Consider the following 18,671-nt stretch of genomic DNA (forward strand, 5'->3'; position numbering starts at 1 on the left):
CAACTCCCTACTCACAAACAACTTTTTTTCCTTCAGCTTTTAACGTTTCAATCGTCCGCTCCGGTTCAGGAAGCAAACTTAATAGATGAATCAAGATCGGATACTGTGCATGCCGGATATTCAACGACCAAATTGTCCAGCGCCCTCGCTTTTCTTCCAGCACTAACTCTGCTTGCTTTAACTTTTTCATGTGTTGGCTGATTGCAGGCTGCGTCATATTCATCAGTTCTGTAAATTCACAAATGCATAATGAATCCTTCATCAAATACTTCAAGATCCGCATCCGGTTGCTGTCTCCGATTGCTTTCAAATAAGATTCCATTTGAAAATAATCCAATTCCCTTCACCTTCTTCGCTATAATTCATTTATTATATAAGTGTTTACTTATTAATACAATAGGCACTTGAGAGAGCTACAATTAGAAAATGACGCATTTTTTACATAAAAAGCCCTGTCAGCAAATGCTGACAGGGCTTTTTATACATTTTACGCTAATTGTTCAAGCAAACGAAGCGATTCCCGGTTAAATGCCGGAATATCGTCTGGTTGGCGGCTTGTCACCAATTGATCTTGGCAAACAGCCACTTCTTCGTCAACAAATTTTGCACCTGCATATTCCATATCCACTTGGATGGATTTATAGCCAGTTGCTTTACGCCCTTCAAGTGCTTTAGCCGTAATCAATAACTGCGGGCCATGGCAAATGGCGAAAACCGGTTTCTTGGCATCCATGAACGCTTTCGTGAATGCGACAAAACGGTCATCTGCACGCAATTGGTCCGGCGAAAATCCGCCTGGCAAGAATAACGCATCATAGTCTTCGACATTTACATCATCAATCCCTTTGTCGATCGTGACCACGGCTTCGCCTTGCTTGCCTGTCACTTCTTTGCCCGCTTCCTCTTCAATCGTAAAGACCTCATGGCCAGCATCATTGAATGCTTTTTGCGGATCGGTATATTCCACATCTTCGAACATATCTGTAATTAAAGTTGCAATTTTAGCCACTATCTTCCACTCCTTCTGTTTTAAGTGTTCTCCCTTATTATTCCACGTGAGATCCACTTTAAACACGGAGTTCAACGAAATTTCGAAACAAACGGATTATCCTGTTCATAGAAGCGGTAAGGATAGTCGACCGCTTCAAGCGAATTTCCGATGCCGACACGCGGACCTGCTGCTATAGCATGGACGGGATCGCCTTCCGCAATATACAAAGGGCGCTCCGTAAAATGATGTCCATAATAATCCATCGTAATGCCCATCGCTTTTGTCAGTTTCCCAGGGCCGCTTGTCCATTGCTTGATCGGGAGATGCCGCCCTCTGAGTTCCGCCATCAAGTCGATGCCTTCAACCGGCTCGACCGCCCGTATTAAAATCGCCCTTGGTGTATCAACCGGCCCGCTGACAACATTGATGAGCGTGTGTGTATGCATCTGATAGGTGTAAACAAGGCCCGCTTTTCCGAACATCACTTCGGTCCGTTTTGTCCGGCGGTTGCCAAAACTATGGGCAGCCCGGTCTTCCGCTCCCATATAAGCTTCAGTTTCAACAATCCTTCCGGCTACAATGCCTTCTGGCAGTTCATGAACAAGAATCTGCCCAAGCAAGCTTCGCGATAATTCAAGAGTCGGCGCTTCATAAAAGTCCGCTGTTAAAGGTGTAAACATCCATGCATCCCTCCTATTCGCATTATACCGAATGAGGGGCTGTTACCGCTTGGATAAGGGGTTCAATTTCTTCAATCGTCTGATTGTAAAAAGCTTCGACGATCACACTCCCCACAATAAATCCGTCCACGTCTTCCCGCAGCATATCAACATGCTGGACTTTCGAGATTCCGAAACCCGCATAAACCGGCACTGGACTTCTTTCACGCACTTTCCTTGTAAATGCCCGGACATCTTCTGAAATCTGATCGCGTGCTCCAGTGATTCCCGTTACAGTAACTGCATAAACAAATCCTTCCGCCTCTTGAAGAATGGCTTCCAAGCGCTTGTCTGTAGTGGTCAGAGTCACTAATTGGATCAATGCCACATCTTCTTTCTTTAAGAAAGTATGAGCTAATTGGCGATGTTCATAAGGTAAATCCGGAATAATGACCCCCGAGACCCGTGCTTTCTTGCATTCTTTCGCAAAACGCTCTACGCCGAAACTGATAACAGGATTTAAATAGGTCATGATGAGCAACGGCACTTCCACTTCAAATGTCCAACTCGCCATTTCTTTCAGCACTTTATCTAAGGTGACTCCTGCTTTTAACGCACGGTTGCCGGCCGCTTCGATCGTCGGCCCGTCGGCCACTGGATCTGAAAACGGAATCCCGATTTCAATCGCAGTCACCCCCGCCTTCTGCAGATAAAGGACTTGTTCACTAAGTTTTTCCAGACCGCCGTCTCCCGCCATAATATACGCAACGAACGCTTTGGCATCTTGTTCTTTCAATAATTTCAATCGGTTCATGCCAAGCCCTCCAGTCTTTCTGCATACGTGGCCATATCCTTATCGCCGCGGCCAGATACACAAATAACCAAAATCTCATCTTCGGTCATCGTTTTGGCTGTTTTTTCCGCCTGCGCAATAGCATGGGCAGATTCAAGCGCCGGGATGATGCCTTCGAGACGCGAAAAAGAAACGACGGCTTCAAGTGCTTCTTTATCGGTAATCGATTCGTATTCCACTCGTCCAATATCCGCTAAATAAGCATGTTCCGGACCGATGCCCGGATAGTCCAACCCAGCTGAAATCGAATGGGCTTCCAGCACCTGCCCTGAATCGGTCTGCAGCAATTTCATAAAGGCGCCGTGCAAGACTCCTTCGGTCCCTTTCGTCATCGTAGCCGCATGCTTTTCCGTATCGAGTCCTTCGCCGGATGCTTCTACGCCGATCAAGCGAACGGATTCATCTTTCAAAAATGGATAGAACATGCCGATCGCATTGCTTCCTCCACCTACACAAGCAAGGATCGTATCCGGCAGCCGGCCTTCGTGTTGGACGATTTGACGCTTCGTCTCTTCTCCGATCACGCTTTGGAAATCGCGAACCATTGTCGGGAACGGATGCGGTCCGAGAGCCGAACCGATTAAATAATGCGTATCTTCGACATTTGTGACCCAATAGCGAAGCGCTTCGTTGACGGCATCTTTTAAGGTCGAGCTGCCTTTTGTAACGCTTTCCACTTTCGCTCCCAATAGTTTCATCCGGAAAACATTCAGCTGCTGGCGTTTAATATCTTCTTCCCCCATGAAAATGACGCATTCCAAGTCGAACAACGCACAGATGGTTGCAGTAGCTACGCCATGCTGGCCAGCACCTGTCTCAGCTACGATTTTCCGTTTCCCCATCCGCATGGCAAGCAGCGCCTGCCCGATTGCATTATTAATCTTATGGGCACCTGTATGGTTTAAATCTTCCCGTTTCAAATACACTTTCGGTCCGCCCCAAGCATCTGTTAAGCGCTTTGCAAATGTTAAAGGCTGCTCACGGCCGACATACTCACTTAAATAATGATGATACTCTTGTTTAAAAGCGGGATCATCTTTCGCTTCCATATAAGCATCTTCTAATTCTTTTACCGCTTTCATCAAAGTCTCCGGAACAAATTGCCCGCCGTATTTTCCAAAGAATCCGGTTTTCTCTACTGTCTGCTGCATCGAATCACCCTTTGCTTGTCGAATAAATTGCTGGATTTTCACTTCGTCTTTTCTTCCATCCGTTTCTACGCCGCTCGATACATCAACCATATAAGGCTCCGTTTGAATCACCGCCGCCTTTACGTTTTCCGCATTCAAACCGCCTGCCAAAATTAGGCGAGACGCCTCAATTTCAGCGCTTTCGAGCAAAGACCAATCAAAAACACGCCCGCTGCCTCCCCGGTATTCCGTTCCAGGTGCATCTACCAATACAAAATCCGCTGCGGAACTCTCAAGCCGCTTGACATCTTCTTTCTCCCGAATGGAAAATGCCTGGATGACAGGCACTTTGATTGCCCGCACCAACTCATCCGGTTCATCGCCATGAAGCTGCACCATTGTCAGCGGAACCTTATCCACTGTTTCTTCAATCTCTTCTAAAGACGCATTGACAAAGACGCCGATTTTCTCTGTACTCACTGGCACATGCTTCGCTAATTCCGAAGCCCGTTCGATCGATATACGCCTTTTGCTCGGCGCAAAAACAAACCCGATTGCATCGGCTTCTCTTGCCGCTTCCACGTGCTGTTCTTCCATGAGCCCGCAAATTTTCACTTTCGTCATTTGATCGCCTCCTCTGCCGTGGCTGCTTCGATCCATTGCCCTGGATCCTCTGCTCTCATCAGCGTCTCGCCGACCAAAATCCCGGAAGCGCCGCAGCCATAAACAAACGCTGCGTCTTCTTTTGTCCGGAGCCCGCTTTCGCTTATTAATACACGATCGCCGTCGAAAGGAAATCTCGCTGCCAATTCAGCCGTGCGTTCAAGCGATACGTCAAATGTCTTCAAGTCCCGGTTATTGACGCCGATCAATTGGGCGTCCACTGCCAAAGCTCTCGTTAATTCTTCTTCATCATGGACTTCGACTAAAACTTCCAGCCCAAGAGAAGCGGCATAGCGGTATAATCGCCGCAATTCCTGATCTTCCAAAGCCGCCACAATTAATAGAACAATAGTTGCCCCCGCTTGTTTTGCCCGGTCGATTTGAATTTCGCTGATCATGAAATCTTTGCATAAGACCGGAATTGAAACAGCTTGTGCCACTTCCTGCAAGTCTTGGATTGACCCTTTAAAATAACTTTCATCGGTCAAGACCGAAATTGCCGCAGCCCCTGCTTGTTCATATTTTTCAGCTTGAGCAACGATGTCCACTTCCATCTGGATAGCCCCTTTTGACGGGGAAGCCCGTTTTATTTCCGCAATGACCCCATTCTTTTCCTTAAGATGGTCTATCAGCTTTGATTTCCCGGGAAATAATAGTGACGTGTGTTCCTCTTGCTTGTAAGCCTGTATTTCCTGCCGTTTAGTTGCGATGATTTTGTCGAGAATATTCACACCAACACCCCCGCAGCTAGACGGTGAAGTTCAAACACCCGTGCCGTTTCCCCGTCAATAAGGGATTTTCGTGCTTGATGTACGCCTTCAGACAAGGTTTGTGCACGTCCGCTAATATAAAGTACCGCTCCTGCATTTAAAGCCACCGTATCTAAATAAGGGCCTTCTTCCCCATCCAAAACCGCTAGGAAGATTTCGGCATTGCGCTTCGGATCTCCTCCGCGTATGGCACTGATTGGGGCTGCGTCCAAACCGACATCATTTGGATGAACAGACATTTTCCGCATCCCCTCTTCATCAAATACAATCAATTCGTTTATTCCGGCTAATGATAATTCATCCAATCCGCCTGCTCCGTGAATAATGGCGCCGCGCTTTCTGCCAAGCCGCGTTAAGGCTTCCGCCATCGGTTCCATCATGTCCCGCCGATAAACGCCGGTCATCTGCACCGTGATTGGCAACGGATTCGCCAGCGGCCCAACCAAATTGAAGATTGTTGGAGTCTCAATCGATTTTCTGACAGCACGCAAATTGCCAAGTGCCGGATGGATCGCAGGCGCGAACAAAAAGGCAATTCCTGTTTGATCCAGCATTTGCGGAATCGAAGCTACATCCACGCCAGTGGAAATGCCGAGTTCTTCCAACACATCCGAACTGCCCGTTTTGCTCGATACGCTCCGGTTGCCGTGCTTCGCAACCGTCATGCCGCAGCTTGCCAAGACAAATGCTGTCAACGTGCTGATATTGAAGCTATAGGAGCGGTCGCCGCCCGTGCCGCACACATCAACCAACTCCCCTTGGAAGTCCGGCAAAGCCACCGCTTTTTCACGCATGGCTTTCACCATTCCAACCAATTCGTCTGCTGTTTCGCCTTTTTCGTGGAGGCTGATCAAAAATTTTTTCATCTCAAGTTCCGGAATATCTCCGTTCAATAAATCCAATGATTTTTCATACATGCTCTGCTCTGATAAATTCTCTGCTCTTCTCATGTTATCTCTCCTCAGCTCGTATTTTAAATGCAAAAATCCCCGCAACCGAAATAGAATCCGGTTGCGGGGACGGAGGTTAACCGCGGTACCACCACGCATTAATGCAATTTTGCACTCACTTAAAACAGGCTCTTACGCCTTTCCCTTTAACGCAGGGCCTACGTCTCCCTTACTCGCTTCCGCTTTCAGGCCAGCTCTCCTAAGTCCATTCGCGCAAGTCACCTAATCAGCTTCCACCAGCCGCTGACTCTCTACATAGATGTTCTCGCCTACTCGTCTCAATCCTCGATTTAAACACTCTTCTGTTCTTAACTCTTCTAAGCTCTGCTCTCAAATAGACTTGCCGCTCGTCCAACAAGTTGTCACTCATATTAAATTCTTTTGTTTATTCTGTCAAGCATGAAATGCTGAAACGGCCGTTTAGATTCGAAAGGCATAAGACGGACTGCCGAAGCGGCGCTCTTTGCCGCATAGGCTGGACGGCTTATGTCCCGAGAATCTGGCCGTTGAAGCTGGATCATCGAAATGCTGAAGCACCCATCTAGCCTCGATGGGAATTAAATAGAACCTAAAATTCATCCCCCAAAATCCCCCGTTGAAGTTGGACAACTAGATAAATCGAGATTTATTGAAGCCGCTAAAGGATCAAAGCGATTTGACCGCAGAATTACGCGTTTGAAAAAAAGGATGTTCATGCCGTTCATAACCTTTTAAGACCGGCGCAAGGCAGCAATCAATTTCAAGCGATAGCTGATACCATTCCTGCCAGTCTTTTGTTTTAAAATAGGCTGCGACTTCAGCATGTTCAGAAGTTCCTTGCGCTAAGCCGCACCAAACTTTCCATTCCGGCTTGCCCGCGAAATCACAGAAATGGTGCCAGAACTTTTCTTCAAGAGCACCTAGAGTAATGTGGCGTCCATCCTGCGTTTCGTAGATAGCATAATTGAGAATCGCACCCGAAATTTCAGGAACACCATTTTCCGAAAGGCCTTCTCTAAAGTAAATATCATGGTTGCCTTGAAATTCCGCCATCACTTCTGCTAAAGCGATGTCCAAATGGACACCTTTGCCGGTTCTGCTCCTGCCCAGTAACGCAGCAAGGATTTTCTCCGAAGCGAGCAATCCACCTGTATAATCGGCAAAAGTATTTTTAGGATGGACCGGTTTTCCTGAGGCATCTGATAGTTGATCGAGGGCGCCGGACAAGGCCAGATAATTTAAATCATGGCTTCCGAGCAACGCCAGCGGACCTTCTTGCCCATAGCCAGACAAGGAACAATAAACCAAGCCTGGATTAATCTTATGTAAGACTTCATAATCCAAGCCAAGCTTCTTCATCACACCCGGACGAAAAGTTTCAATCAATACATCGGCACCCTTCACTAATTCAAGCATGCGCTGCTTGCCTTCCGCTGATTTAAAATCAAGATGCACGATTGTTTTCCCTATATTATTAGCCGTATGGACATGGCCGCCGCTCATATGGCTGGCAGGATCGCCTGTCGGCGGCTCCACTTTAACGACATCCGCTCCCATTTCAGCCAGCCTCATGCCAGCATATGGCCCAGGCACATAGTAAGTGACATCGAGAACTCGAATTCCTTGCAATGCACCTTCCATCTTAAAGCCCCATTCGTTTAGCGATGATGGTTTTCATGATTTCATTGGATCCGGCGTATATGGCAGCTACAGGTGTATCCCGGTAGCGCCTTGCAATTTCGTATTCCTCCATATAGCCATATCCGCCGTGCAGCTGCATACATTCCGCCGCCACTTTTTTCGCCCGGTCCGTCAGCCAATATTTCGCCATCGATACTTTTGAAACGATATCTTTGCCGGCCATATGGTCTTCAATCAATGATTCCAAGAAGGAGTGGCCCAGTTCAATTTCAGTAGCGATTTCCACTAATTTAAATTGCGTGTTTTGGAAAGAGCCGACCGATTTGCCAAACGCTTTTCTGGATTTCACATAATCGAGCGTCATGTTCAGCATTTCTTCAGAAGCCGTCTGCGCAGCAATCGCTACCACTAAACGTTCCTGCTGTAATTTTTCCATTAAATAGGTAAATCCTTTGTTTTCCTCGCCAATCAGGTTTGCAGCAGGCACGACACAATCTTCAAAATACAATTCGGATGTATCTTGGGCATGCAAACCGACTTTTTCAAGCTTACGGCCTTTTGTGAATCCAGGCATCCCTTCTTCCACCATCAGCAATGAAATGCCCCGATGCTTGGACTCCGCCTTCGGATCCGTTCTGACCACCACTACGACATGCGTCGAATTGATGCCGTTTGTAATAAACGTTTTCTGGCCATTAACGATGTAATTGTCTCCATCTCTCACCGCAGTTGTTGAGATATTCGCCAAATCAGAGCCTGCCCCCGGTTCAGTCATAGCAATGGCCGTGATGTATTCACCTGTTACGCAACCCGGAAGCCAGCGCTGTTTCTGCTCTTCATTGCCGTAGGCTTCGATATAAGGCACAGTAATGTCATTGTGAAGCCCCACCCCCGTCAAGCTCGTTCCTACCCGCTCCAATTCCTCGCCAATAATGACCGCATAGCGGAAATCAAGGCCAAATCCGCCGTATTGCTCTTCAACTTGCGGACATAAAAAGCCCATTTCACCCAGTCGGCTCCAAAATGACTTTGGAATGATATGGTCTTTTTCCCATTGCCCGTATTGAGGAATCGCTTCTTTTTCCAAAAACTTGCGCAGTGATTTGCGGAACATTTCATGCTCTTCTTCTTCAAATCTATATTTTGCCATGGTAATTTCCCCCTTATCCCTTGCTTTTTATTTATTTTGGCTGCATGCGGATCGCACCGTCGAGGCGGATGACTTCCCCATTCAGCATGGTATTTTCAGCAATGCTTTCCACTAATTGAGCAAATTCATCCGGACGTCCAAGCCGTGCCGGAAATGGCACTGAAGCGGATAGCGACTGGACAGCCGCTTCCGGCAGCCCGTCGAACATCGGGGTCTGCATCAAACCTGGCGCAATGGCCATTACGCGGATTCCATCCCTCGCAAATTCTCTGGCAATCGGTAAGGTCATCGAAACGATGCCTCCTTTTGAAGCGCTGTAAGCAGCTTGGCCAATCTGCCCTTCATAAGCAGCCACCGAAGCTGTGGAAATAATCAGCCCCCGCTCCCCTTCTGTATTCGGTTCATTTTTTTGCATCGCTGCTGCCGCTACCCGAATCACGTTGAAAGAACCGATCAAATTGACGCTGATGACCTTTTCAAATTGCTCAAGCGGCATTGGTTCGCCTTTTGATACGACTTTGCCTGGTGTCCCAATGCCCGCACAATTGATGACAGCTGTAATTGAACCGAACCGTTCAATCACTTGAGCTATATTCGCCTCTACTTGTCCGGCATTTGTCACATCGGTTTCTATATAAAACACCCGATCTTCCCCAAGTTCTTCTATCAATGCTTCTGCCCGTTGTTTATTAAGATCGAAGATGGCCGCTTTTCCTCCCGCTTTCGCGATACGGCGAACTGTCGCTTCGCCCAATCCCGAAGCTCCTCCTGTGACTACTGCTTTAACTTCCGCTAACTTCATGTATGGTCCCCCGTCCCTTTATAAACGCTCAATAATCGTTGCATTCGCCATGCCCATGCCTTCACAAATTGCCAGCAGGCCGTACTTGCCACCCGTCCGCTCTAATTCATGAAGCAAAGAAACCAACAATTTCGTGCCGGTCGCACCAAGCGGATGCCCCAGTGCAATGGCTCCACCATTGACGTTGAGCTTTTCCGGGTCCGCACCCGTGTCTGCAAGCCACGCAAGCGGAACTGGCGCAAATGCTTCATTCACTTCATAGCGATCCATTTCATCAATGCTTAGGCCTGCTTTCTCCAGCACTTTTTTCGTCGCGGCAATTGGACCGGTCAACATAAGCGTCGGGTCCGATCCAACGACCGCCCGCGCGATAATCCGTGCTTTCGGCTTAAGTCCCAGTTCATCCGCCTTTTCACGTGACATCAGAAGAACAGCAGAAGCACCATCGCTCATCTGGCTTGCATTTCCAGCCGTAATCACGCCATTTTCATCAAAAACCGTCTTCAATCCACCTAATACTTCCATAGTTGTTCCAGGGCGCGGCCCTTCGTCTACAGCAACCAGATGCTTTGCGCCGTCTTCACTTTCTATTTCTATAGGAACGATTTCTTTCTCATAATGTCCTTGATCAATCGCGTTTTTCGCCCGTTGATGGCTCTGTACAGAATAAGCATCCAGCTGTTCCCGGCTCAATCCCCATTTCGCAGCAATTCGTTCAGCCGATAAACCTTGATTGATGATCTCATACTGTTCAGTCAGTTTTATGCTGGGTTTGACTCCTTGCATATTTGAGAACATTGGCACCCGCGTCATGCTTTCTACACCACCGGCAATGACGATATCCATATCTCCCGCTAAAATGGCCTGTGCTCCAAAATGCACAGCTTGCTGGCTCGATCCACATTGGCGGTCAATCGTAACACCCGGGACGTAATCTGGGAATCCCGCAATCAGGGCCGCTGTGCGCGCAACATTCCCTCCTTGTTCCGCCACTTGTGAAACACAGCCTAAAATAACATCTTCCACTTGCCCTTTGTCTACTCCAGCGCGCGCTACCAGTTCTTCAAGCACTAAAGCAGCCAGTTCATCTGGACGCGTTTCTGAAAACATTCCTTTTCTTCTCCCTACCGCTGAACGGACGCCTTCGACAATCACAACTTCTCTCAAAATTTTCACCCCATCATTTTATTTTCTTCTATTGTAATGTAATCGTTTTCATTTAATTGAATTGAATGACTATTCACTCATTATTATCATTGTACAAGAAGGTTTTAAGAAATACCATAAAAAAAGAACCGCGGATCATCCCGCGGTTCAAACTTACTCTTCTTCGATCAATCCTTTTTCCATTAAGAATTCACGCGCAACGTCGCTTGCCACTTCCTGATCGACATCCACTTTTGCGTTCATCGCAAGCATTTCTTCTTCCGTAATTTGACCAGCTAGCCCGTTCAGCACTTCTTCCAATTCCGGATATTCTTCCAGGGCTTCTAGGCGGACAACCGGTGCTGCGTCGTATTTCGGAAAGAAGGATAGATCATCTTCCGTCGTCTCCAAATCGAATAATCCAATCCGGCTATCCGTTGTAAACGCCGGAATAACATCTACATCTCCGTTTTTCACAGCTTCGTACATGATGGCCGGATCAAAACTTTCTGTAGCTGAAAATTCGAAGGGATACGTGGCAATCATGTCATCATAGCCATCGCCTTGGCGTTCATAGAACGGATGCGGTGCACCGAAAGACATTTCTTCCGTCTTAGAAATTTCAGCAAGGTCCGAATAGGTGGCCGCATCATAGCCGCTGTCTTTTGAGAAAGCTAATGTATAGCCATTTTCAAAGCCCAGCGGTTCAAGCCATGTTGCATCCAAATTTTCTTCATAGCCTTTTCGTACGCGATCCAATACTTCCTCAGATGACTGGCCCGAAACTGCTTCTTCTTTTAACACATCTTTTAATCCAGTACCTGTATATTCGACATACAAATCAATATCGCCTTTTTCGAGAGCCGGCGTTAAGATTGATACTTCGCCGAGTCCGTCTTCATACTCTACCGTGTATTCAGAATTCGCTTCAATATACTGCCCGAGAATATGCGGGAGAATATACTGCTCCGTCCACGGCTTCCCGCCAATAACGATCGGCTCGCTTTCAGACGATCCTGAGCCGCAGCCAGCTAGTACGGCAGAAGTGAGCAAGGCCATTCCTAATAAAGATTTCTTCATCAATGATTCCCCCTAAAGTTTAAGGCCTTTCGGCGTTGTTCTTTTTTCAATCCATTTTAGTATCAAATCAAAACCGATGGCCAAAAGCGCAACCGGCAATGCGCCAGCAAGTACCAAGGAATTGTTATAGGACTGCAGCCCTCGGTAAATGATGTCCCCGAGCCCGCCTGCTCCGACAAAAGTTGCCAGCGTGGCAATTCCTACTGTCAATACAGTCGCTGTCCGGATGCCCGCCATAATGAAAGGCAATGCGAGCGGCAACTCGATTTGCCGAAGAATTTGCGTTCGCGTCATCCCCATGCCGCGCCCTGCTTCAATAACAGAACCGTCGACTCCGGTAATCCCCGTATACGTATTCCGCAAGATTGGCAGCAGTGCATAAATAATAAGTGCGATTAGAGCTGTCGGCGAGCCAATGCCAAGCAATGGCACCAGAAACCCGAATAGCGCCAAACTCGGGATGGTTTGAAAAATAGCCGTCAAGGCAATAATCGGTTCTGCGAACCGCCGATATCTCGCAATCAAAATTCCGGTAGGCAAAGCGATGGCGATACCTATGGCCACAGCAATGAAAGACAGGTAAATATGTTCCAGAAAGGCCGTTTGGATCATATCTTGGCGGCTAACTAAAGTATCGAAGAAATTCATCAAACCAATTCACCTTCTTCTTTCAACAAAGCCGCTTTCAATAAGTCCCGTTCACTGGCATAAACGCGGCGGTTGTGACCTACACGGATAGCCAAGTGAGATTGACCGCTCTTTTCCAGCACCTCAAAAGCTTCTTTTACCGAAATGGCACCGGATACTTCCTGGATATCGTCCGGCCCATCTTCTTTAAACAAGCTGACGAACTCACTTAAGTTCTTATCTCCAAATGGCCGTTGCCGTTGTATCCGCTCGACGCCGATGAAATTGCGCACAAAATCATTTGCAGGATTGCCCAATATTTCCGCAGGCGAGCCGACTTGCTCCACTTGCCCTTTGCGCATCACAACAATGGTATCTGCTATTTTCAGTGCTTCATCCATATCATGGGTAACAAAGACGATCGTTTTTTGGATGGTCTGCTGCAGGTTCCGAAGTTCATCCTGCAGCTGCTCCCGGCTGATCGGATCAAGTGCCGAAAAAGGTTCATCCATTAAAATGATATTCGGATCTCCTGCAAGCGCCCGGACCACACCGACACGCTGCTGCTGGCCGCCGCTCAATTCCAGCGGATAGCGCTCAAGATACGTGTCGGGATCCAGTCCCGTCAATTCCATCAATTCTTGGATCCTAGAAGCGGTTTTTTCTTTTGGCCAGCCTAAAAGCTTAGGGACTAGCGAAGCATTTTCTTTAATGGTCATATGGGGAAACAAGCCGATGCGCTGAATGACATAGCCGATTTTCCGGCGAAGCTCAACTTCTTCCAAATCGGTTATCGGCTTTTCATCAATGTATATTTCGCCCTGCGTAGGCTTTTCAAGTTTATTGACCATCTTCATCAGCGTCGTCTTTCCACATCCACTTGGCCCGATAACAGCGGTCAACTGATGGGACGGAAAAGTTAAACTGACTTCTTTCAACGCTTCCGTTCCATCCGGAAACTGTTTTGTGACTCCTTCAAAACGGATCATTGCATCCGCTCCTTTCTCTTAAACAAATACCACCTACTTCTTTACCCTTAAGTCGAACGAGTTATTCTCGCGTTTCCGCTTTATAAAAATTAAAAAAATCCTCCTAATAACTTTGGAGGATTCGGTAAATGCACCCGTCAGATTGCCAATGCAGAATCCATGAAATTAGCTCGACCCTAAATTTCAACCGCCTCAATCCGAACCTTTGGTTGTTCTGATTGCCGAGAGCAGGAAGCTTTATTCGTCAGCGGATTCTTCTATGATCAAGTGTACAGGAGTCGCGATTTGCTCATAGCCGATTTCTTGATAGATTTTATTGGAAGTTGGATTTTTCAAATCGGTGTAAAGCATGGCAAAATCATATTCGTTCAACAGTTCTTCCGTCACTTCTGCCACGAGCGTTCTTGCATAGCTTTTGCGGCGGTGCTCCTTCGGCGTGAATACAAATGAGACGGTGATCCCCTTTTTAGAAGGGCGTGATTTCTTCATGCAGGAGACCATTTCTCCATCCACTTCCCACACATAAATTTCTTTGCCTTCGATAAAGGAAGCGATTTTGCGGCCGGCTTCTACTTCGGAAGAAACGCCAATTCCTGTTTCTTCTTCAAACAGCAAATACCATTCTTCCAACCGCGCCGAATCTTTTCTGTTCGCTACCCGCCAAGTGCCCGGACTTTTAGAAAGTCCAGGGTTAACCGAATCAGTGCGGTAAAGCCCTTGATCCATGAATACACGGGCCTGTCCGCCTTTTTTCTCAGTCCATGCATCGGCAAAATTCCAAGCAGTTTCTTGATCTCCTATTACCGCACCCACTTCAATCCCGAGATTCAGCAGATGACGAGCCACCCACTTTTCGATGCCAGGCGACTCCCTCAATACGATGAGCTGCAGGGGATGCGGAGGCGTCATCAAGCAAACTGCCGCCACTTTCCCGTCTTCTTCTGCAGTGGCCAAGAAATACTCTTCATACTTCCCTTCTTTTATCTGGCTAAGAATCCCCAAAAACAAGCTGTGCACGTCTTCACGCTGATAAAGCGGGCCTTCGACTTTATTTGCAAAAGCGATCGGCTCCGTCCAGACAATCCATTCCATTTCCCTCACTCATTTCTTTTCGTGTCTCTGTTTTACTCTGTTCTATAATGTATTAGCCATAATAGTGGAAATCCCTTTTTTTCGTCCGGATTTTTTCAATCCGCGACTTTCTTTGCACCAATTAAAAAAGCCTGAACCGGATTGACGGTTCAGGCTATGCAAAAATTATTCCAATTCCATTTGTTTTGTCTCTACGCCTAAGAAAGCAACAGCCAAAGCACCAATGATAATGGACACACAGAAAATCCCAAAAATCCATTCGATGCCGTATCCCGCAGTCAACATAGAACCGACCAATAACGGCCCTAAAATCCCGCCGACGCGTCCGAATGATGCAGCCATTCCCGTTCCTGTCCCGCGGATGACCGTCGGGTACTGTTCCGGGGAGTAAGCATACAGCGCTCCCCAAGCACCTAGATTGAAGAATGACAAAAACGCACCTGCAGCCAACAGCATGCCGACAGTTTCAGCGTTTCCAAAGACGAGCGCACTCGCAGCCGTACCGATTAAATAAGTGACAAGCACAAATTTGCGGCCGATTTTTTCAATCAGCCATGCGGCAGAGAAATAGCCCGGCAACTGAGCCAAAGTCATAATCAAGACGTAGCCGAAACTCTGGATCAAAGTAAATCCTTTTAATACCATGACACTTGGCAGCCATAGGAACATTCCGTAATAAGAAAAGACGACTGTAAACCAGACTATCCAAAGCATCAATGTCGGCTTCCGATATTTTTTGGACCATACGTCTTTAATATTGGTCGAAATGGAGCGCAACACGTCTTTTTTCGCCGAAAACTGCGGCGAATCCGGAAGGTTGATGCGCAGGTAAAGTGCATATAATGCTGGTAATGCAGTTAGCAGCAACGCAATGCGCCAGCCGTATGAAGGAATGATGAAATAAGAGATCAATGCCGCAAGCAGCCAGCCTGCTGCCCAAAAACTTTCCAGCAGCACAACAACCCTGCCTCGTTCTCTTGCTGGCACACTTTCAGATACGAGCGTAGAAGCAACCGGCAATTCCCCGCCTAGCCCCATTCCCACAAAGAAACGCAAAATCATGAAAGCAGCGAGTGTCGTCGTAAGCGCCGAGATTCCGCTTGCCAATGAAAAGAGCAATAAAGTAATGATAAATATCTTTTTGCGGCCGACCCGGTCAGCATAGATGCCGAATACAAAAGCACCAACTGCCATTCCGATTGAGTTGACGCTGCCAATCCAGCCCATTTGCGCAGTGGTCAAACCCCAGTCTTCGTGCAGCGCGGCGATGACGAATGATAGGATCCCTACATCCATCGCATCGAAAAGCCAGCCTAAACCTGCAACGCCCAGTAATTTATTTCTTGAAATAGGCGCTGTATTTTTTTCACTTATCGTAGCCATTTGAACTCCCCTTGTCTTTACACATGTATACTACTGTCTTTACACAGTAACTATACAGCTTATCCATAAGGGTGACAAGGATCTTTAAAAAGTTCAACTTTTCAATTTATTCAGCTTCCATTATTGCTATTGCTTGCAATGATGGCTGCATTAACGCTTGAAAACATGGCCGCTTGCTGAGCTTGCATAAGCATTTCGAGCGACGTCGAAAAAGCGACGGCTGACACTTCCTGCGCTTCAATAATATCCTTCATCCCCAATTGGACAGCCGTAGTAAACGCCAAATCTTTATACCACTTAAACGACTTTGTTTTTTCCAGCCGGCGTGTCCCTTCGATAATCTCTTTTAATATTTGGCCGTCCGCTTCTGCAACTGCTAAAATCCCTAATATCGGGTATTGCGGACCCCTGATTTTCAGCTTTTCATTCTGGAAGAAATCTCGGATAGCCACAACACGCCCAACAACATCCGGACGGTAAACGGGTGAATTGAATGTCATGATCTGCGAAAGCCATTGGAGGTCGTTGCCCATATAAAATCCATGCTCACGTAAATCTTTGTAATAGGCATTCATGGTAGCCGCTCGTTCTTTAATATCCCCTTCCAAGCGCCCGAGCAGCACGGCATACGGAATATCCTCCTGTGATGTCAGGAATTTATGATGCTGTTTCATTTCTTCATGCAATAGTTTTGCCCTTTCCGCTTCTCCCGGATTCTGTACAATCATGGCCGCAATATAAGTATAAGGCGAACGCCTGAAACCAACTGCATTCAATTCATCTTGCCAAGCATTGATTTTCTTCAATCCTTCTTCTGGCGATTCCTCCTGCAAAGTGAGAAAAGCGGCCGCAATATGATGCATATACGACTTCAAGGGCGATGCCCAGCCTTCGTTTTTCTTGATGATCCTCGAACTTTCCATATGCCCTTTTTCATCAAAATCTTTTTCTTGAATCAAATAAAAATTAGCGACGGCAATGGCAATCCGTTTATCAACTGACCAACCAAGCGCTTTCGAAACTTCAGCTACTGTTCCTTCAATTTTCTCGATGTCCATAAAAACGCCTCCTTTTCTCAACATACGAGATCAGGAGGCGTAAAGTTTCATTTATACGATTAAAACTAGGCTGATTGCCATAACGGCCATTCCAGCCACCAAGCCATAAATAGAAAGATGGGCTTCATCGTAGCGTTTAGCTGCCGGAAGCAACTCATCTAATGAGATGAAGACCATGATGCCAGCTACCCCCGCAAAAATAAGTCCGAATAGCGTATCGCTCAAGAAAGGCATTAAAATCAGCCAAGCCGCGATTGCACCGACCGGCTCAGAGATTCCGGAAAGAAAACTGTACTGGAATGCTTTTTTCCGGCTTCCGGTTGCATAATAAATCGGCACCGATACAGCGATCCCTTCTGGAATATTGTGGATAGCCACCGCTATCGCAATGGCCACACCTAAAGTCGGGTCTTGTATAGCCGACATGAATGTCGCAATTCCTTCCGGGAAATTGTGAATACCGATGGCGAGCGCCGTAAAGATTCCCATTTTCCGCAAACGCGCATATTCATCGTTCGTTGGACCATCGTCCATATCCTCGACCGTTTTGACTTCATGCGGATTCCCCAACTGCGGCAAGATCCGGTCCAAGACCGCCATAAAAATCATACCGCCGAAAAACCCGACCAAGGTCAACCAATAGCCCGTACTTTCGCCATGGGCATTCGTCAAGGAATCTTTGGCTTTCACAAAGATTTCGATTAAAGATACGTAAATCATGACTCCCGCTGAAAAACCAAGGGAGACAGATAAGAATTTTGTATTCGTTCTAGATGCAAAAAAAGCGATTAAACTTCCTATCCCGGTTGCTAACCCAGCAAGCAGAGTTAATCCAAGCGCAAATAACACCGCACTATCCATACTCCCAACGTCCTTCCATACAAATTGAATAGGGTAATTGTACGTTAAATGTTTCCTTAATGCAACATTTTTCAACTAAGAAAGATTTCCCATTATTCCTATTAATGAATCATGCAGAATTTGAGCGTCGAATTAACCCAAGTCATTTCATGCGCAATAATTCTCCAAGCTTCTTCCAGTCCTCGTCTTTCAGCACTCGTACGGGTGGATTATAAAAAACGCTGGCAGGATGAAAGGTTGGAAAGACATGATAAGTTTCTTCCGTTTCCACAAATCGCTGGCCGCCTTCGTCCCATTTTAAAATCGGCGTTTCCATCAATACGCCATGTAGTTGAGTCACTTTAGCATCCGGGCCGATCAGGCGCTGCAATCCGATATTCCCAAGAGTCACAATGATAGGCGGTGCCACATCCCTTATTTCCGCATCAAGCAGCGGAGCATGCGCTATAATTTCTTTCTTCTTCGGCGCACGGTTGTATTTTCTCTCTGTAATCCGTCCATCCCGTTCCTTTTTCTTTCCCCATTTATAAGGGCGGCTCCGGACTGCACTTGTTATGTAGACATCTTCCCTTTCCAAACCAACGCTCCTTAAAGAAGCCATCAGCTCTTTGCCTGCTCTTCCGGTAAAAGGAATGCCGGTTTCCAGTTCATTTTCTCCCGGCGCTTCTCCGACGAGCATTAAAGCCGGATGATCCGGCCCCCGCCCACGGACAAACCCCTCTACTGGAAATCCTTTAATCCTTTCGATTCCAAGTTCGACCAACTCATCAGCTAATTTATACATTTCGCCACTCCATTCGGATAAAAATTAGTTTAATGTTAGGTTTCCTAACATCAATTAAAATAA

The 18,671-nt window shown here is 47.0% G+C and carries 19 protein-coding genes and 1 other annotated feature; all 19 genes read right to left on the reverse strand.

Going from position 1 to position 18,671, the window contains the following annotated elements; genetic code table 11:
• Positions 1-7: 7 nt before the first annotated feature.
• The 19 genes from NFU07_RS09615 to NFU07_RS09705 all read right to left on the reverse strand — a co-directional run bounded on the left by NFU07_RS09615 (position 8) and on the right by NFU07_RS09705 (position 18,608).
• On the reverse strand, positions 8-337 hold the full coding sequence (locus NFU07_RS09615) for an ArsR/SmtB family transcription factor (protein ID WP_251477392.1): 330 nt from the start codon (positions 335-337) through the stop codon (positions 8-10).
• A 150-nt stretch (positions 338-487) separates the two neighbouring features.
• Positions 488-1,009, reverse strand: coding sequence for a type 1 glutamine amidotransferase domain-containing protein (locus NFU07_RS09620; protein ID WP_285835952.1), 522 nt, complete (start codon positions 1,007-1,009; stop codon positions 488-490).
• Between the two features lie 71 nt (positions 1,010-1,080).
• Positions 1,081-1,671: a DNA-3-methyladenine glycosylase gene (locus NFU07_RS09625; RefSeq protein ID WP_251477394.1), complete on the reverse strand. Its 591-nt coding sequence runs from the start codon at positions 1,669-1,671 to the stop codon at positions 1,081-1,083.
• A gap of 22 nt (positions 1,672-1,693) precedes the next feature.
• A complete protein-coding gene (gene trpA / locus NFU07_RS09630; protein WP_251477397.1) occupies positions 1,694-2,464 on the reverse strand; it encodes a tryptophan synthase subunit alpha in 771 nt (256 codons plus the stop codon).
• A complete protein-coding gene (gene trpB, locus NFU07_RS09635) occupies positions 2,461-4,257 on the reverse strand; it encodes a tryptophan synthase subunit beta (protein WP_251477400.1) in 1,797 nt (598 codons plus the stop codon). Before trpB ends, trpA begins: the two co-directional genes overlap by 4 nt.
• On the reverse strand, positions 4,254-5,027 hold the full coding sequence (gene trpC / locus NFU07_RS09640; RefSeq protein ID WP_251477403.1) for an indole-3-glycerol phosphate synthase TrpC: 774 nt from the start codon (positions 5,025-5,027) through the stop codon (positions 4,254-4,256). Before trpC ends, trpB begins: the two co-directional genes overlap by 4 nt.
• The gene (gene trpD / locus NFU07_RS09645; RefSeq protein ID WP_251477405.1) at positions 5,024-6,016 is read right to left on the reverse strand and encodes an anthranilate phosphoribosyltransferase; all 993 of its coding nucleotides are present in this window, start codon (positions 6,014-6,016) and stop codon (positions 5,024-5,026) included. The genes trpC and trpD overlap by 4 nt, the downstream gene beginning before the upstream one ends.
• Positions 6,017-6,078: 62 nt before the next feature.
• Positions 6,079-6,311, reverse strand: a binding site (T-box leader).
• Between the two features lie 350 nt (positions 6,312-6,661).
• On the reverse strand, positions 6,662-7,636 hold the full coding sequence (locus NFU07_RS09650; RefSeq protein WP_251477408.1) for a CaiB/BaiF CoA transferase family protein: 975 nt from the start codon (positions 7,634-7,636) through the stop codon (positions 6,662-6,664).
• Between the two features lies 1 nt (position 7,637).
• Complete coding sequence (locus tag NFU07_RS09655) at positions 7,638-8,786, reverse strand: acyl-CoA dehydrogenase family protein (protein WP_251477411.1); 1,149 nt, start codon at positions 8,784-8,786, stop codon at positions 7,638-7,640.
• Positions 8,787-8,817: 31 nt separating this feature from the next.
• The gene (locus NFU07_RS09660) at positions 8,818-9,588 is read right to left on the reverse strand and encodes a 3-hydroxyacyl-CoA dehydrogenase (RefSeq protein WP_251477414.1); all 771 of its coding nucleotides are present in this window, start codon (positions 9,586-9,588) and stop codon (positions 8,818-8,820) included.
• A gap of 18 nt (positions 9,589-9,606) precedes the next feature.
• Positions 9,607-10,755, reverse strand: coding sequence for a thiolase family protein (locus tag NFU07_RS09665; RefSeq protein ID WP_251477417.1), 1,149 nt, complete (start codon positions 10,753-10,755; stop codon positions 9,607-9,609).
• A 153-nt stretch (positions 10,756-10,908) separates the two neighbouring features.
• Positions 10,909-11,814, reverse strand: a complete 906-nt coding sequence (locus NFU07_RS09670; protein WP_251477420.1) for a glycine betaine ABC transporter substrate-binding protein — start codon at positions 11,812-11,814, stop codon at positions 10,909-10,911.
• Between the two features lie 12 nt (positions 11,815-11,826).
• On the reverse strand, positions 11,827-12,462 hold the full coding sequence (locus NFU07_RS09675; RefSeq protein ID WP_251477424.1) for an ABC transporter permease: 636 nt from the start codon (positions 12,460-12,462) through the stop codon (positions 11,827-11,829).
• Positions 12,462-13,430, reverse strand: coding sequence for an ABC transporter ATP-binding protein (locus tag NFU07_RS09680; RefSeq protein ID WP_251477427.1), 969 nt, complete (start codon positions 13,428-13,430; stop codon positions 12,462-12,464). Before NFU07_RS09680 ends, NFU07_RS09675 begins: the two co-directional genes overlap by 1 nt.
• Positions 13,431-13,667: 237 nt before the next feature.
• The gene (locus NFU07_RS09685; protein WP_251477430.1) at positions 13,668-14,522 is read right to left on the reverse strand and encodes a GNAT family N-acetyltransferase; all 855 of its coding nucleotides are present in this window, start codon (positions 14,520-14,522) and stop codon (positions 13,668-13,670) included.
• 165 nt (positions 14,523-14,687) lie between these two features.
• On the reverse strand, positions 14,688-15,905 hold the full coding sequence (locus NFU07_RS09690) for an MFS transporter (RefSeq protein WP_251477433.1): 1,218 nt from the start codon (positions 15,903-15,905) through the stop codon (positions 14,688-14,690).
• Between the two features lie 110 nt (positions 15,906-16,015).
• A complete protein-coding gene (locus NFU07_RS09695) occupies positions 16,016-16,963 on the reverse strand; it encodes a DUF4003 family protein (protein WP_251477435.1) in 948 nt (315 codons plus the stop codon).
• Between the two features lie 51 nt (positions 16,964-17,014).
• Positions 17,015-17,824 (reverse strand): zinc transporter ZupT, encoded by an 810-nt coding sequence (gene zupT / locus NFU07_RS09700; RefSeq protein ID WP_235198130.1) that lies wholly within the window; start codon positions 17,822-17,824, stop codon positions 17,015-17,017.
• A 142-nt stretch (positions 17,825-17,966) separates the two neighbouring features.
• Positions 17,967-18,608: a uracil-DNA glycosylase gene (locus tag NFU07_RS09705; RefSeq protein WP_235198129.1), complete on the reverse strand. Its 642-nt coding sequence runs from the start codon at positions 18,606-18,608 to the stop codon at positions 17,967-17,969.
• Positions 18,609-18,671 lie beyond the last annotated feature (63 nt).

The sequence above is a fragment of the Planococcus sp. NCCP-2050 genome, assembly GCF_023708025.1.
Taxonomy (GTDB): domain Bacteria; phylum Bacillota; class Bacilli; order Bacillales_A; family Planococcaceae; genus Planococcus.